The organism is Caballeronia sp. LZ065, assembly GCF_031450975.1.
GTDB lineage: Bacteria > Pseudomonadota > Gammaproteobacteria > Burkholderiales > Burkholderiaceae > Caballeronia.
In genome coordinates, this window is sequence record NZ_JARUXV010000002.1 from 1,100,575 (window position 1) to 1,115,028 (window position 14,454).

The following is a 14,454-nucleotide window of genomic DNA, read 5'->3' on the forward strand; positions in this document are numbered from 1 at the left end:
ACGCGTTCAGTCGCTCGCGTGATAACGCCCGGGCGTCGTGCCGAACGTGCGGCGAAACACGTCGATGAACGCACTGATGTTCTCGTAGCCCGTTTCCAGCGCGATGGTCGTCACCGGCACACGATCGGCCACGCGCTCCAGCGCCCGCAGCATGCGCGCCTGCTGACGCCATTGCGCGAAGGTCAACCCGGTATCGGCCATGAAGCGCCGGCTCAACGTGCGCGGCGAGACCCCCGCCCACGCGGCCCATTCTTCGAGACGGCGGTTATCGGCGAGATCGTTGGCGAGCGCGTCGGTGATCTTCAGCAAGGCCGGATCGCGCGGACGCTGTAGATGAAACGGCGCTTCGGGCGCTGCGGCGAGTTCATCGAGGATGACGTCGGCGATGCGCGTCCGCGCTGCATCGAGCCGGTCGTCCTGCCACGAGGACGCGCGATGCACCGCTTCACGCAGCAGCGGCGTGGCGCGTATGGCGCGCGGCTCGGCGGGCAAGGCCGCGCAACGCGCCTCGGTCACGAAGACACTCCATCCCGAGAACGGTCCGTAGGACCGCACCGAATGCGGCCGATGCGGCGGAATCCAGATGGCATGAACGGCGGGCACGACCCACTGGCGCGTATCGACGCCAATCGACACCAGCCCGCTCGACGCGCCCATCAACTGGCCGCGCGCGTGGCTATGCGAAGCCACTTCGCGCGGCTCGCTTTGCGTGAGTTCGGCGGCGGCGAGGAAAGGGCCGTCCTGTGACATCACCAGATCGGGGCGAATCAGGGGTGTATTCATGGCCGGAATGCGGTATCGAATGGCCTTTATACCGGAGACGGGCCTTTGACGCACGTCTAGACTCGGCTTCATTGATTCATTCACGGAGCCTTACGCGATGCGAGCCAGCCAGATGCTTCCCGATCATCTCGACGAAACCCGTCTCAACGGCACGACGATCCGCAAGGGCACGGTCGGCGCGTTTCTCGTCAATGCGCGCGTGTGGAGCGATCCGCACGCCAGTCCCGCGAGCCGCGCGGAAGCCGGACGCGACATCGAGGAAGCCTTGCCGGCATTGCTCGCGCTCGGCCTGTTCGACGTGCTGGACATCCGCGACCCCGCGTTGCGCGCATGGATGACCGGACTCGGCACAACCATCAACCAGGAGCAAGCATGAAAGCAGCAGTCGTCAAGCAGGCAGGCACCCAACCCACGTGGATCGAATTCGATGAACCGGTCGCCTCGCGTGAACAAGGCATCGTGAAAGTGGGCGCGTCGGCGTTGAGCCGCCTGACGCGCGGACGGGCATCCGGCGAGCATTATTCGTCGTCGAAGATCTATCCGTTCGTCGCAGGCGTCGATGGTGCGGGTCGTCTCGACGATGGCCGGCGCGTCTACTTCTTTGGTCCTGTCGCGCCGTTCGGCGCGATGGCCGAGCGCACGCTGGTGCCGCTTGATCATTGTCTGCCGCTGGCCGATTCCATCGACGACATCGATGCCGCCGCCATCGCCATTCCGGGCATGTCGTCATGGGCGGCGCTCACGGAGCGCGCGAAGTTCGTTGCCGGCGAGACGGTCTTGATCAACGGCGCGACCGGCGCGTCGGGGCAGCTTGCCGTGCAGGTGGCGAAGCGGCTCGGCGCGGGCAAGATCATCGCGACGGGACGCAATCGCGCGATGCTCGACCGACTGCGCGAAATGGGCGCGGACACGACGATCACCCTTGACGGCGACGAAGCCGCACTGAGCCGCGCATTCGAAGCGCATTGCGCGGAAGGCGTCGATATCGTGCTGGACTATCTGTGGGGGCCGACCGCGCGGGCGCTGCTGATTGCCGCCGCGCGTGTATCCGAAGCACAACGCGCGCTGCGCTTCGTGCAGATCGGTTCGATGAGCGCGCAGGAGATCACGCTGCCGGCGGCCGTGTTGCGATCGAGCGCGATCAGTCTGCTCGGCAGCGGGCTGGGAAGCGTCGCGATGCCGCGTCTGTTCGCGGCCATGCAAGCGGTGTTGAATGCGGCCGCGGAAGGCGGCTTGCGCGTGGAAACGAAAGCCGTGCCGATGCCGCATCTCGCCGAGCACTGGAACGACGATGCTGGACGCGACCGCATCGTGTTCGTGAACGGCTGAGGCACGCGCGCTCACTTGAGCGCTCATTTGAGTGGATCATGCCCCCAGTTCATCAGCGAGTAACGCCAGTGCGAATGCTCGACCTCATGCGGACGCTGCGCAAGGTGCCGCTTCACGTAGCCGTTCACCTTGCGCATGTGCGCGTAGTCGTCGGCGCCGAGATCGGCTTTCTTCTTGCCGAGAATGTCGATGATGTGCCGCCCCGACCTGTGCCCCACCGACTCCCCGCCGTCATTCTTCTGTCCGACTTCGCGGGACTCGTCGGTATCGAGCCATGTGTGGAGTTGCGACGCCGTCATGTTGACGAGTTCCTTGAACGTCGCGTATGTCTCTGCGTCTTCTGCTTCATCATGATGCGCGGTCATGAATCCCTCCCTTTGCGTCGAGCGAACCTTGCATGCTCAATCAGCAAAGTCCGCTCCCGCCTTCAGAAAGCCAGCTCGACGAGCACATCCGCGAGCACGCGCGCTCCGGCAGCCAGATCCGCCGACGCCGTGAATTCCGCCTCGCAATGCGTCAGCCCGAGATGCGACGGCACGAAGATCATGCCGCTCGGACACACCGCGTGCAGATAGCGCGCATCGTGGCCCGCAGTGGACAGGATGTCGCGATGCGGCAGATCGAGCCTTGCCGCAGCGTCACGGATGAGGTCGCGCATCCGTGCGGGAAAGTCGAGCGACATCGCCGTGGAAAGCTCCGTCACCTGCACCGTACACACGCCCGCATGCGCCTCGCAGATCGACGCGATGCGGTCGCCGAGACGTGTCAGCGTGTCCGAGTCGGGATGCCGCAAATCGATGGAAAAATCCACCGAACTCGCCACCACCGACGGCGCACTCGGCTTCACATCGAAACGCCCGACCGTGAACTTCACGATGTCTTCGGCGTCGTGCATCGCATCGGCCAGCGCCTGCACCATCGCGATGGCGGCCAGCAGCGCGTCCTTGCGTTCCGCGCGCGTGGACGTGCCCGCGTGCGCGGCCTCGCCGTCCACGCGCACCTTGAACGTGCGCTTGCCCTGAATGCCCGTCACGACGCCGATGGTCAATCCTTCCCTTTCCAGCATCGGGCCCTGCTCGATATGCGCTTCGACAAACGCGGCCGGCCGCAGCCCCAGAGCACGCTCGGGCACCTCATTCAGCACCGCGCGCACGTCCGCAAGCGCCGCCGCCACGCTGACGCCGCCTTTGTCCGTCACGGCGCGTACCTGATCCAGTTCACGCGCCCCCGCAAACACCGCCGACCCCATCATGCCGGGCGCAAAACGGGAACCCTCCTCATTCATCCACGCAACGATATCGATGGACGCACGCGGCCTCACGCCCGAAGCGATGATCGCCTCGACCGCTTCGAACGCGGCCAGCACGCCATAGACGCCGTCGAACTGACCGCCGGTCGGTTGCGAATCGAGATGCGATCCCGACAGCACCGGCGCCGCGTCCGCGTCCGTGCCTTCGAGGCGCAGAAACAGATTGCCGATGGCATCGACGGACGGCTTCAGGCCCAGCGCCTCGCCCCAGCGCACGAGTTCGCGCTGTGCCTGTGCATCTTCCGCCGACAGCGCCTGCCGATTCACGCCGCCCTTCTCCGTGGCGCCGATGCGCGCCATCGCGTCGAGCCGGCCAGCGAGACGCTGCTCATCGACAAACGCGCTTGCACGGGTCTGTAGCGGCGCACTCATGATGTCTTCATGATCTGCGCGGGCACCGCGCGCGGATCACGCGGCAGCCAGCGGTCCTGCTCGACCATCGCGAGAAACTCCGCGACATGCTGATTGAACAGCGCCGGTTCTTCGAGATTGAGCGTATGGCCGGTCTTCGCCATCACGACAAGTCCGCTCGCGGGCACCGTGCGCTTCAGGAAGATGCCGGGTTGAAGACAATGATCGTCCTCGTCGCCGACGACGATCAGCGTAGGCACCGTCATCGCCTGAAGACGGGCTTCGAGGTCATAGATGGACGGACGTCGCGCCTGCACGCCGCGCATCGTCAGCGCCGAGCCGCGCGCGGAATGTTCGCCGAGCATCGTCGCGAATTCGAGCCAGCCGCGCGGGTCCTTCACCTGGAACGCAATGCGCGATGCCGCCAGCGCATAGGTCTTCGAGAACTGCGCGGCGCCCTGCGCCTCGAACTGCTTCGCAACTTCCAGCGACACGTCGCGGAAGTGGTCCTCGAAAGCTTTCTCCGCGCCATAGCCCGCGCCCGCGATCACCAGCGAACGCGCACGCTCCGGATAATCGAGCCCGAAGTGCAGCGTCGCGAAGCCGCCCATCGACAAGCCCACGATATGCGCGCGATCGATCTTCAACGCATCGAGCACGTCGCGGATATCGCGCGCGGCGATGGACTGCGAATAGCGCTCGATGTCGTCGGGCACGTCGGACGGCGCATAGCCGCGCGCCGCGAAGGCAATGCAGCGATAACGCCGGCTGAAGTAGCGCATCTGCGGTTCCCAACTGCGCAGGTCGCCGCCGAATTCATGCACGAAGACGAGCGGCGTGCCTTCGCCCGCTTCTTCGTAATACAGGTTCACATCGTCGGAAGTTTTCAGATACGGCATGTCGGTACCGGCCTCGTCAGAATTGATTCGCGGGCTGCTTGATGGACCGTGCGCGCTCGACCATAGAAGGCAGCAGTTCGCAGAAACGGTCGGCCCAGGGTTCTGGCACCGTCAGGCTCACCTTCACGAAGCGATGCCCGAATTCCTTCGTGTGGTAGGCGCCCTGACGGATCATCACGCGCTCGGCCTGGAACGCTTCCACCAGCGCTTCCGGCGTGATGCCCGCGTTGATGGTCTCCACGACCAGCAAGTTCGCCTGCGACGGATACACCGGCACGCTCAATCCTTCCACATTCTTCGCCGCTTCGACGACCGCCGCCTGATTGCGCCGCTGACGCCGGTTGATCTCGGGAAACCATTCGCCCTTCGTGCGCAGCCCGGCGATGGCCGCGCGTTGCGACAACACGTTGCTGCCAAGATTGTTCGGCGGCGCGGAAGCGAAGCGTTCGATCAGATCCGGATGCGCGATCACCGCGCCGAGCCGCATGCCCGCCAGACCGAGCCACTTCGAAAAGCTGTACGTGACGATGGTCTTCTCGGGATAGAAGCGGTACGCGGGGGTGAAGTTGTCGGCGAACTGGAAGTAGGTGGCGTCATGAATGAAATACGCGCCGACCGAACGCGCGATCTCCGCGAACTCGCGAATCTCGTCTTCCGTGTGGCAGGTGCCGAGCGGATTGTTCGGATCCACCAGATAGATCACGCCGGTATTCTCGTTCACCACCGCACGCAATTGCGCGGGCGTGAGCTTGTAGTGCTGGCCGGCTGAATAGATAGGCAGTTCGATCACGCGTGAACCCGCGCGCGCCGCGAACTGCATCGGCCAGGCCCAGCTCGGATTGGTGGTGACGAAATCCTTGCCCGCCTCGCAGATGTTGCGGCAGACGTTGTACAGCCCTTCCACCGCGCCGTCGGTGATCATCACCGATGCATCCGGCAAACCGATATCCTCGCGAATCAACTGCCGCAGTTCCTCGAAGCCGAGCGGCGGCGCATAGGCGTGGTACTCGCCGCCATCGAGTGCGTCGATGACGGCCTGACGCACGGCGGGATGCGGCTCGAAGTGATTGGTGTTCTGGCCCAGCCACATCAGCCCTTCGCTGTTGCAGAGCCGGTCGAAATAGGCGTTGCGTTCCTCGAATCGACGCATGACGTCCCCCTCAGATGATGGAACGGCGCGACGCAATGCCGCCGTCGATGGTCACGATCGTGCCCGTGATATAAGCCGCGCGATCCGACGCGAGCCATACGATCAGGTCGGCCACTTCGTCAGCCCGCGCTGCACGCTTGCCGGGATACTTGTCGAAGAGTTCTTCCCAGCGGCTTTCGTCGTTGTACCAGTCGAGCGCGCGGCGCTTCATCAGCTTCACCATGCGGTCGGTGGCGACCGGCCCCGGGTTCACGCCCACCACGCGGATGCCGTCGTCCAGCGCCCAGCCGCCAATGGCGCGCGTGAAGGCCATCATGGCCGCGTTGCCCGTCGAGCCGATGATGTAGTTCGCGTCCCAGTTCTCGCCCGAATTGCCGATGTCGTTGACGATCACGCCGCTGCCGCGCTGCTTCATCGACGCGTACAGCTCGCGCGTCAGCGTGACGTAGGAAAAGATCTTCATGTCGAGACTGGCGCGCCACTCCGCGTCGCTCACCTTGTCGAGCGGGCCGGGGCTGGAATCCGCCGCGTTGTTCACCAGGATGTCCGCGTTCGAGCAGGCGCGCGCCAGGTCGATGGCGTTCTGCGTGACGGAGAGATCCGTCGCATGCACGTGGACGCGCGTGCCGTGCTTCGTCGCGATCTCGTCCTGCGCGCGATGCAGCGCATCCGCCGAACGCGCCGCCAGATGCAGTTCCGCAACGCCTTCCGCGGCGAATGCCCATGCCGTTGCCAGCCCGATGCCCTTCGACGCGCCTGTGATCAGCGCAGATTTGCCTTTCAGGTTCAAGTCCATGACTGTCCTCCTTGATGTATTTCTATGTGGTTTCTATGAATACATAAACTAACACGAAGAAATACAAATGCCCACTGCTGCGAATGAAAAAAAAACCGGCATGCGCGCGTGGCGGCATGCCGGTTCCTTTGCTGCGAGATTGGGAAAATCAGCGGTTCACGAGCTTGGCGGGAATCAGCAGGATCATCGCGGCCCCAACGACCAGCATCCCCGCCGACACATACATGGCGATCACGGAGGTATGCGTGACATCGCGCAGCCAGCCGATCAGATAGGGACTCACGAAGCCCGCGAGACCGGCGAACGCGTTGATCGCCGCGATGCCCGCCGCCGCGCCGGTGCCGGCGAGAATCGCGGACGGCAGCGCCCAGAACAGCGGCCCCGGCGTCAGCACGCCCGCCGCCGCCAGCGAGAGGCCGAGCAACGCGAGCGGCACGTTCGATCCCGCGCCGGCCGTGACGGCATAACCCACCGCGCCAATCAGCATCGGCACGATCAGATGCCAGCGGCGCTCGCCGGTACGGTCCGAATTGCGGCCGCAGGAGACCATCGCAATCGCGCCGAAGATGAACGGGATCGCCGAGAGCACGCCGATATGCAGCGCGCCCGAGACGCCGGACGCCTTGATGAGCGTCGGCATCCAGAAGGTCAGGCCGTACTGGCCCATGATGACGCAGAAGTAGATCAGCGCCATCAGCAACATGCGCGGGTCGCGGAACACCTGGCCGACCGTCTGCGAGATGCGCGTGTGCTTGGACGGGACCGAATCGAGCGCATTCGCGATGATCGCGGCTTCCTCGCGCGTCAGCCACTTCGCCTTCTCCGGACGGTTTTCCAGGTAGAAGAACGCCGCGATACCCAGCACGAGCGACGGCAGCGCCTCGATGAGAAACAGCCAGCGCCAGCCCGGATGCCCGTGTGAGCCGTTGAACGCTTCGAGAATCCAGCCAGAAAGCGGCCCGCCGATGATGCCCGCCAGCGGAATGCCCACCATGAAGATGGCCAGCACGTGCGAGCGCCGGCGCGCCGGATACCACTGCATGAGATAGAGCACGATGCCGGGATAGAAGCCCGCCTCGGCCGAGCCGAGCAGGAAGCGCAGCACATAGAACTGGGTAGGCGTCTGCACGAAGAAGAAGGCGCCGGAAATGAAGGCCCAGGTCACCATGATGCGGGCGATCCAGGCCTTCGCGCCGACGCGCTGCATCATCAGGTTGCTCGGCACCTCGAAGAGGAAATAACCGATGAAGAACACGCCCGCGCCCAGGCCGTAGATGGTTTCGCTGAACTGGAGGTCGCTCAGCATCTGGAGTTTCGCGAAGCCGATGTTCACGCGGTCCAGATAGGCCGCGACATAGCAGAGGATCAGGAAGGGAATCAGCCGCAGCGTGACCTTGCGATAGGTCCGGTCCTCGATCATCTGCGCTTGCGCTACGTCGCCCGGCGCATGCAGCGTGTCGCTCATTGACTGCTCCTTGTGGTACGTGCCTGCAGTTGAGGAGTGGAAGCCCGCCTTCTCTGTATCTCGTTCGGGCTTCAATGTATTCCGATGATACTCAAACAAAATACATTGCAAGCGCTTTTTTGGGTGGAACAGCGGATGCGCGACGCCCCAGGCGGTGTCAGCAGCTTTCCCGGCGAGGCGGCACACTGGTGCGATCCCGCATTCACCCACCCGAACACAAAGAGAAGCCATGGATAAACAAGCACTGATCATCGGCGGCACTGGTATTGTCGGACGCAACCTTGCCGAGCATCTCCACTCGCGCGGCGACTGGACAATTGCCGGGCTGTCGCGCGGCCGGACGCCCGTTCCGACCGGCATGGAGTCGATCACGGCGGACCTCACGTCGGCAACTTCAGTGGCGGACGCGCTGAAGGGACGCCAGTTCAGCCATGTTTTCTTCACCGCATGGGCGCGTCAGGCGACCGAAGCCGAGAACATCCGCGTCAATGGCGCCATGGTCGAGAACGTGCTCGCGGCGCTCGGCCCGGGCGGCGCGTTGTCGCATGCCGCGCTCGTCACCGGCCTGAAGCACTACCTCGGTCCGTTCGAAGCGTATGCGCAGGGCAATGTGCCCACGACGCCGTTCCGCGAGGAACAGGGCCGGCAGCCCGTCGACAACTTCTACTACGAGCAGGAAGACCGTCTCTTCGACGCCGCCAGCCGGTATGGCTTCGGCTGGAGCGTGCATCGGCCGCATACGATCATCGGCTATGCGGTCGGCAACGCGATGAACATGGGCGTGACACTCGCCGTCTACGCCACGCTGTGCAAGGAAACCGGCGCGCCCTTCGTGTTCCCCGGCTCGGCCGTGCAATGGAACGGGCTGACCGACATGACCGACGCGCGTCTGCTCGCCCGCCATCTCGAATGGGCCGCGACGTCCGCGCCGGCCCGCAACGAGGCCTTCAATGTCGTCAACGGCGACGTGTTCCGCTGGAACTGGATGTGGGCGCGCATCGCCGGATATTTCGGCATCGAGCCCGCGCCATTCGACGGCGAAACGCGTCCGCTCGACAGCCGCATGCAGAAGGCGCGCGCCCAGTGGACGGATATTGCGGCGCGGCATGCGCTGGCCGAACAGGACATCGACCGGCTGGTGTCCTGGTGGCATACGGACGCCGACCTTGGCCGCCCGATGGAAGTGCTGACCGACATGTCGAAGAGCCGCAAGCTCGGGTTCCTCGACTATCAGAGCACGCCCGATGCGTTCTTCGACTTGTTCGACCGACTGAAGCGCGAACGCATCATTCCTGCGTGACGAACGGAGCAGGCATTGCCGATGCTCGGTGAATGTCTCGACGAACAACGGAGCCGGACATGAGCAAAGACGTGAAAGTGAGCCCTGCGAAGCCCGGCTGGAAAGCCGAGATCCCCCGGGAAGGCCATACTTTCGTGGTCGTCACGGCAAAAAAGGAGGATGCAATCGATGCAGCCAGGGCCGTGGAGCCCGAGGCGCCGATCGAAGTCGAGGACGAGCAAGCGCAGCCGGACGAACCCGGCAAGCCTGACGCCGATCCATCCTGAGAGCGGTGCCGCTGTGCGCCGCGCCTGCCGGCCGCGCGGCCATCGTTCATACTGCCGGCAGCGCAACCCGCGGAGACCACCATGAGCCTGTCAGGAACACGACTACAGATAACGATCGGCGCGCTGGCCGTCGCGCTGTCCGGCTGCGTCACCTCCGCTGGACAATACGACGGCCGGCACCTGAGCCCCCAGCAATGCGTGGATCTCACCGCGCTCAAGAATCAGGAGCCGCTCACGCGCGCACGCAACTTGAGCGAACTGGCCGCCCTCGAACAGGCGGGCTACGACCCGTCGCGCTTCTTCGACCCGTATTATCCGGACGACCTGCATCAGGCCCAGCGTCTGGTGGACCAGTGGTATCAGGCGGAGTGCCAGTAACGCGGCACTCACGGCCGGGGCTCTCATTTACCTACCACCATTCCCATTCCTAACGTATATTTCTCGGCAGTGACTTAAGAAGCGCGTCATCGAAGGGACCGGACGTTGCCTGCTCGCCCGAGCGGCAACGTTCATCGCATTGCGCCACGATCAACAAGCAACACAGCAATGGCGATGTCCCGTCTACCGGCTCCGGCCGGGCATCAGGCTGCTCCCAGGTCACACAGCGCACGTTGCCATCCCAACCGCATTTCTCCGCCCTGTGAGAGGAACTGCCGTGTCCGACATCAAGCGCGTCAACCCCGCCCCCGTTCGCCTCCAGCGCCGCCACTTTCTCGGCATGACCGGCGCCGGCCTGCTCGCCACCTTGCTGCCCGGCTGTGGCAGCAGCGACGACGATCACTCGTCCTATCCGCAGACGGTCGCGATGGGCCAGCAAATGATCCAGCAGGCCATCACCGATCCGGAAGAACCGGTGGCGGGCATTTCCGTCGCCATGCTCAAGGGCAATACCGTGTTCTGGCAGCAGGCTTTCGGCGTGTCGTCGGTGCCGGCGAAGACCGCCGCGACGACGCAGACGCGCTTCAACATCGGCTCGGTCAGCAAGCTGTTCGCGGCGCTGTCGGCGGCGATCCTGCAGGACCGCGGACTCCTCGTGCTCGATACCCCCATCGTCAAGTATCTGCCGACCTTCACCATGCTCTCGCCGGAGTTCGCGCAGATCACCACGCGGCATCTGCTGTCGCACTCGTCGGGGTTTCCTGGAACGAATGGCCGCAATCTGTTCACCTTCGCCCCGGTGGCCGGCTATGCGGCCGACACCCAGGCAGAACTCGCGAACACGCACCTGAAACATCTGCCGGGCGAACTGGCGGTGTATTGCAACGACGGCTTCACGATGGTCGAACAACTCGTGCTGGCGCTCAGCGGGCAGAGCTACGCGGATTTCGTGCAGACGAACATCCTCGCGCCGCTCAAGATGACGAACTCCAGCTATCTGACGAGCGTGCCTTCCAGCGGCACGTTCTCTTATCCCTACGTGAACGGCACGCAGTATCAGGAATTCGTCAATGCGTATGCCACCGGCGGCCTCAGTTCCACGCCCGCCGACATGATGAATCTCGCGCAGATGTTCCTCGGCGGCGGCGTGTTCCAAGGGACGCGCGTGGTGTCGGCGGCCGGCATCGCGGAGATGGGCATGGACCAGACCTTGACCCTCACGATCAACCCCGCACCCGATTTCCACTGGGGTCTGGGCTGGGATTCGGTGCAGCAACCGGCATTGGGCGCCGCCGGCGTGCTCGGCTGGGAAAAGGACGGCGGCACCGCGTACTACTCGACCGAGTTCTTCGTCGTGCCGAAAGCGCAGCTCGCCCTGCTCATTACGGGCAATTCCGGGTACGACGCGCGCGGCATCGCGGAAGCGCTGGTGCTGTCCGCGCTGAAGGAAGACGGCTCCATCGCTACGCTGCCGCCCAAGGTGGGCACCACGGTGGCGCCGGTAGCGTCGGGGCCGAATATCTCTGCGGCCGGCGGCATCTATGGCAATTCGGACTCGCCGCTGCAAGTCATCGCGAACGCGGACGGCAGCGTGCAGTTGAATCAGTGGAACGGGAAGACGCGCGTATGGAAGCCGCTCGGCGCGTATCAGTATCGCAGCGACGGCTGGTGGGCGAACAGCACCGATCCCTCGTCCTATCAATTCACCGTGGTGACAGGAACCGACAGCGGCGGCAACCCGTACAACTTCCGCTATCTGATGAAGCGCGTGGTGCCCGGCGCGGGCTATGCGTTTCTCACGCTGCCGCTCGGCCAGCAGCTGGCGCCGCTCGCCGCGCTCGACGCGGCATGGCAACAGCGCCTCGGCACGCAATGGACACTGACGAACGATGCGCCGTCCGCCGTGCCGATCGTCGTGCTGGGTAACGAGCCCGCCTTCCTCACGAGCCTGCCGGAACTGCCGGGCTACGTGCTGTACGGCAACGAGGATCTGCGCTACCAGCTCATCGTGCCGCTGCAGGACGACCGCGGCTTCATGTCGGTGAAGGTGCCGGGCAACTTCGGCCGCGATCTGTACGAGATCCGCTTCGCGCCGGGCAACGACTCGACATTGACGCTCGGCAGTTCGATCTACGCAAAGCTATAAGCGCGCGCGGTCTGGCTCAGCCCTTGACCAGACCGCCATCGACGACGAGGTTCTGCCCCGTCACCGCGCGCGCCCACGGCGACAGGAAGAACAGGACCGCATCGGCGAATTCGGCGGGCGTCGTGACGCGGCGCAGCGGCGTGAAGCCCGCGACCATGTCGAAGACCGCTTCGGGGGTTGCGCTGCTGGCGTCGGTGGTGCGCAGCAAGCCGCCCGACACCATGTTCACCGTGATGCCGTCCGGCCCGAGATCGTTCGACGCGGTTCTCGTCAGCGCCAGCAGCGCTGCCTTGGCCGCGGTGTAGTCGTGATAGGGCACGACCGGATTCTGGAACAGGTTGGTCCCGACATTCACGATGCGGCCGAAGCCCGCCGCGCGCATCGCGGGCAGCGCGGCCTGGATCGTGTTCAGCGCGCCCTTGACGGCGCCCTCGATCTGCTGCTGGAAGCGCGTCCATTCGATGTCGCCGAGCTTCGGACGCGCGTCGCCGTCGAAGCTGAAATCGGCGAGCGCGTTATTTACGACTGCATGAATATGCCGGCCGGTTTGGGCGTTCGCCTCGTCGAACAGGCGGGCGACCGACGCGGCGTCGGTGACGTCGCCCTGCACCGCCACCACGCGCGGCCCGAGGCGCTCGGCCAGCGCCTGCGCCTGCGCGTCGCTGCGGCGATAGTTGATGACGACGCCCGCGCCTTCCCGAGCCAGCGCTTCCGTGATGGCCGCGCCGAGCCCCCGCGCGCCACCGGTTACCAGTACGTTTTGTTCAGACAGCAGCATCGACTTCTCCGATGTTCATTTGGACTGGACGGTCCATTATGCCGGAGGGGACGCTGGGCCAACGCGCCAGGCTATGCAGGATCAGCGGTCGCGACGGCATGATCCGCGCCCGGCTGCGGCGCGCGACGTGACCTGACGAGGCATACGGCCAGCATCGCGATGACGCCCGGAACGGCGATGGCGATGAAGTTCTGTTGCAGAGGCAACGCCGCGCTCACCAGAAAGCCGATCAGCACCGGCGCCAGGATCGCGCCGCTGCGCCCCACGCCGGAAGCCCAGCCGATGCCCGTCGAACGCGCGGCCGCCGGGTACATCTGTCCGGCGAAGGCATAGGTGACGATCTGCGTGCCGATCGTCGACGCACCCGCAAGACCCACCAGCAGGAACAGCATTTCGATGGGCATCCGGACGCCCAGCAGACTGATGGAGAACGTGGCGAGCCCGTACATTGCAACCAGGACGTAGCGGATGTCGAAACGGTCCGCCAGCCAGCCTCCGCCGATTGCGCCGATCATCGCGCCGAAGTTCAGCACGAGCACGAACGTGAGCGCCGAGCCCAGCGAATGACCCGCGCCCGCCATCAGCTTCGTGAGCCACGAACTCAGCGCATAGACCATGAACAGACACATGAAGAAGGCAATCCACAGCAGGACCGTGTTGAGGCCGCGGCCATCCGCGAACAGTTGCCTGAGCGGAGAGCCCGCGTTGATGCTTGTGCCGCCCGTCGAGAAGGTATCGGTAGCGCGCGGGACGTAAGCCGGATCGACGGCGGACAGGATCTTCTTCAGCCCTTGAGTCCGCTGGCTGCGCACGAGAAAGGCCGCTGACTCCGGCATGTACTTCCAGATCACCGGCGCGAGCAACGCCGGCAGGCCCGCTGCCAGAAACACCGACTGCCAGCCGTGTTGCTCGATCATGGCCTTGCCCACCAGCGCCGCCAGCATGCCGCCCACCGAGTAGCCGCTGAACATCAGCGTGACCAGGGTGTTGCGCATCCTGCGCGGCGCGTATTCGGTCATCTGCGCGACGACGTTCGGCATCACGCCGCCGATGCCGAGCCCCGCGAGAAAACGCGCGACGCTGAACGTCACGGGATCGCGGGTGAAGCCGGCGGCGGCCGTGAAGAGACTGAAGAGCAACAGACAGATGACGATGGCGCGCACGCGGCCGATCCGGTCCGCAACCGATCCCAGCACCACCGCGCCGAGCATCATGCCGAGCAGCGCGGAGCTCACCATGAAGCCGGCGCTTGCCGGTTGCACGCCCATGTCCCGCATGATCGACGGCAGCGCGATGCCGACCACCGCGAGGTCATAGCCGTCGAAGATGATGATGAGCGCGCACCAGAACAGCAGCAGGAAATGGAAGGGGCGCAGGCGCGCCTGATCGCACAGGTGTTGAACGTCTATTCGACGCATGGTTGTCTCCGTTGATTGTCAGTGACGCTCTTTTCAGCCGGCCCAGATTAGGCGAGCCGCGCGCGCAGCGTCCAATACCGATTGGG

At 64.8% G+C, this 14,454-nt stretch carries 15 protein-coding genes; 6 read left to right on the forward strand and 9 right to left on the reverse strand.

Features of this window, described 5'->3' with window-relative positions:
• Positions 1-6 precede the first annotated feature (6 nt).
• Positions 7-783, reverse strand: coding sequence for a helix-turn-helix transcriptional regulator (locus tag QCE63_RS19095; RefSeq protein ID WP_309835158.1), 777 nt, complete (start codon positions 781-783; stop codon positions 7-9).
• Positions 784-880: 97 nt separating this feature from the next.
• Between QCE63_RS19095 and QCE63_RS19100 the strand changes: the two genes are divergently transcribed.
• The gene (locus QCE63_RS19100; protein ID WP_309835160.1) at positions 881-1,159 is read left to right on the forward strand and encodes a hypothetical protein; all 279 of its coding nucleotides are present in this window, start codon (positions 881-883) and stop codon (positions 1,157-1,159) included.
• The gene (locus QCE63_RS19105) at positions 1,156-2,112 is read left to right on the forward strand and encodes a zinc-binding alcohol dehydrogenase family protein (RefSeq protein WP_309835161.1); all 957 of its coding nucleotides are present in this window, start codon (positions 1,156-1,158) and stop codon (positions 2,110-2,112) included. The genes QCE63_RS19100 and QCE63_RS19105 overlap by 4 nt, the downstream gene beginning before the upstream one ends.
• A 23-nt stretch (positions 2,113-2,135) precedes the next feature.
• On the opposite strand, the gene QCE63_RS19110 is transcribed toward QCE63_RS19105, so the two are convergent.
• The 6 genes from QCE63_RS19110 to QCE63_RS19135 form a co-directional block, all read right to left on the reverse strand.
• Entirely contained in the window at positions 2,136-2,477 is a 342-nt protein-coding gene (locus tag QCE63_RS19110) for a DUF3140 domain-containing protein (RefSeq protein WP_309835162.1), read from the reverse strand.
• Between the two features lie 62 nt (positions 2,478-2,539).
• Positions 2,540-3,793 carry a hydantoinase/carbamoylase family amidase gene (locus QCE63_RS19115; protein ID WP_309835163.1) on the reverse strand — a complete coding sequence of 418 codons (1,254 nt, stop codon included), beginning with the start codon at positions 3,791-3,793 and terminating at the stop codon, positions 2,540-2,542.
• Positions 3,790-4,671, reverse strand: a complete 882-nt coding sequence (locus tag QCE63_RS19120) for an alpha/beta hydrolase (RefSeq protein WP_309835165.1) — start codon at positions 4,669-4,671, stop codon at positions 3,790-3,792. The genes QCE63_RS19115 and QCE63_RS19120 overlap by 4 nt, the downstream gene beginning before the upstream one ends.
• Positions 4,672-4,687: 16 nt before the next feature.
• On the reverse strand, positions 4,688-5,821 hold the full coding sequence (locus QCE63_RS19125) for a pyridoxal phosphate-dependent aminotransferase (RefSeq protein WP_309835166.1): 1,134 nt from the start codon (positions 5,819-5,821) through the stop codon (positions 4,688-4,690).
• 10 nt (positions 5,822-5,831) lie between these two features.
• Positions 5,832-6,617 carry a short-chain dehydrogenase/reductase gene (locus tag QCE63_RS19130; RefSeq protein ID WP_309835167.1) on the reverse strand — a complete coding sequence of 262 codons (786 nt, stop codon included), beginning with the start codon at positions 6,615-6,617 and terminating at the stop codon, positions 5,832-5,834.
• A 148-nt stretch (positions 6,618-6,765) separates the two neighbouring features.
• Entirely contained in the window at positions 6,766-8,082 is a 1,317-nt protein-coding gene (locus QCE63_RS19135; protein WP_309835168.1) for an MFS transporter, read from the reverse strand.
• 229 nt (positions 8,083-8,311) lie between these two features.
• On the opposite strand from QCE63_RS19135, the gene QCE63_RS19140 reads away from it, so the two are divergent.
• From QCE63_RS19140 to QCE63_RS19155, 4 genes are all read left to right on the forward strand, one after another.
• Positions 8,312-9,382 (forward strand): SDR family oxidoreductase, encoded by a 1,071-nt coding sequence (locus QCE63_RS19140; protein WP_309835169.1) that lies wholly within the window; start codon positions 8,312-8,314, stop codon positions 9,380-9,382.
• 59 nt (positions 9,383-9,441) lie between these two features.
• The gene (locus QCE63_RS19145) at positions 9,442-9,648 is read left to right on the forward strand and encodes a hypothetical protein (RefSeq protein WP_309835170.1); all 207 of its coding nucleotides are present in this window, start codon (positions 9,442-9,444) and stop codon (positions 9,646-9,648) included.
• Positions 9,649-9,729: 81 nt separating this feature from the next.
• Positions 9,730-10,026 carry a DUF4148 domain-containing protein gene (locus QCE63_RS19150; protein ID WP_309835171.1) on the forward strand — a complete coding sequence of 99 codons (297 nt, stop codon included), beginning with the start codon at positions 9,730-9,732 and terminating at the stop codon, positions 10,024-10,026.
• Positions 10,027-10,366: 340 nt separating this feature from the next.
• Positions 10,367-12,172: a serine hydrolase domain-containing protein gene (locus QCE63_RS19155; protein WP_309835490.1), complete on the forward strand. Its 1,806-nt coding sequence runs from the start codon at positions 10,367-10,369 to the stop codon at positions 12,170-12,172.
• A 16-nt stretch (positions 12,173-12,188) separates the two neighbouring features.
• Here the strand turns inward: QCE63_RS19155 and QCE63_RS19160 are convergent, their stop codons facing one another.
• Positions 12,189-12,950, reverse strand: a complete 762-nt coding sequence (locus QCE63_RS19160) for a 3-oxoacyl-ACP reductase (RefSeq protein WP_309835172.1) — start codon at positions 12,948-12,950, stop codon at positions 12,189-12,191.
• A gap of 71 nt (positions 12,951-13,021) precedes the next feature.
• Positions 13,022-14,368, reverse strand: coding sequence for an MFS transporter (locus QCE63_RS19165; RefSeq protein ID WP_309835173.1), 1,347 nt, complete (start codon positions 14,366-14,368; stop codon positions 13,022-13,024).
• Between the last annotated feature and the right edge of the window lie 86 nt (positions 14,369-14,454).

Bases quoted from the DNA above. Each gene is read 5' to 3' on its own strand.
- QCE63_RS19095 (WP_309835158.1), bottom strand. From the start codon at position 783: ATGAATACACCCCTGATTCGCCCCGATCTGGTGATGTCACAGGACGGC.
- QCE63_RS19100 (WP_309835160.1), top strand. From the start codon at position 881: ATGCGAGCCAGCCAGATGCTTCCCGATCATCTCGACGAAACCCGTCTC.
- QCE63_RS19105 (WP_309835161.1), top strand. From the start codon at position 1,156: ATGAAAGCAGCAGTCGTCAAGCAGGCAGGCACCCAACCCACGTGGATC.
- QCE63_RS19110 (WP_309835162.1), bottom strand. From the start codon at position 2,477: ATGACCGCGCATCATGATGAAGCAGAAGACGCAGAGACATACGCGACG.
- QCE63_RS19115 (WP_309835163.1), bottom strand. From the start codon at position 3,793: ATGAGTGCGCCGCTACAGACCCGTGCAAGCGCGTTTGTCGATGAGCAG.
- QCE63_RS19120 (WP_309835165.1), bottom strand. From the start codon at position 4,671: ATGCCGTATCTGAAAACTTCCGACGATGTGAACCTGTATTACGAAGAA.
- QCE63_RS19125 (WP_309835166.1), bottom strand. From the start codon at position 5,821: ATGCGTCGATTCGAGGAACGCAACGCCTATTTCGACCGGCTCTGCAAC.
- QCE63_RS19130 (WP_309835167.1), bottom strand. From the start codon at position 6,617: ATGGACTTGAACCTGAAAGGCAAATCTGCGCTGATCACAGGCGCGTCG.
- QCE63_RS19135 (WP_309835168.1), bottom strand. From the start codon at position 8,082: ATGAGCGACACGCTGCATGCGCCGGGCGACGTAGCGCAAGCGCAGATG.
- QCE63_RS19140 (WP_309835169.1), top strand. From the start codon at position 8,312: ATGGATAAACAAGCACTGATCATCGGCGGCACTGGTATTGTCGGACGC.
- QCE63_RS19145 (WP_309835170.1), top strand. From the start codon at position 9,442: ATGAGCAAAGACGTGAAAGTGAGCCCTGCGAAGCCCGGCTGGAAAGCC.
- QCE63_RS19150 (WP_309835171.1), top strand. From the start codon at position 9,730: ATGAGCCTGTCAGGAACACGACTACAGATAACGATCGGCGCGCTGGCC.
- QCE63_RS19155 (WP_309835490.1), top strand. From the start codon at position 10,367: ATGACCGGCGCCGGCCTGCTCGCCACCTTGCTGCCCGGCTGTGGCAGC.
- QCE63_RS19160 (WP_309835172.1), bottom strand. From the start codon at position 12,950: ATGCTGCTGTCTGAACAAAACGTACTGGTAACCGGTGGCGCGCGGGGG.
- QCE63_RS19165 (WP_309835173.1), bottom strand. From the start codon at position 14,368: ATGCGTCGAATAGACGTTCAACACCTGTGCGATCAGGCGCGCCTGCGC.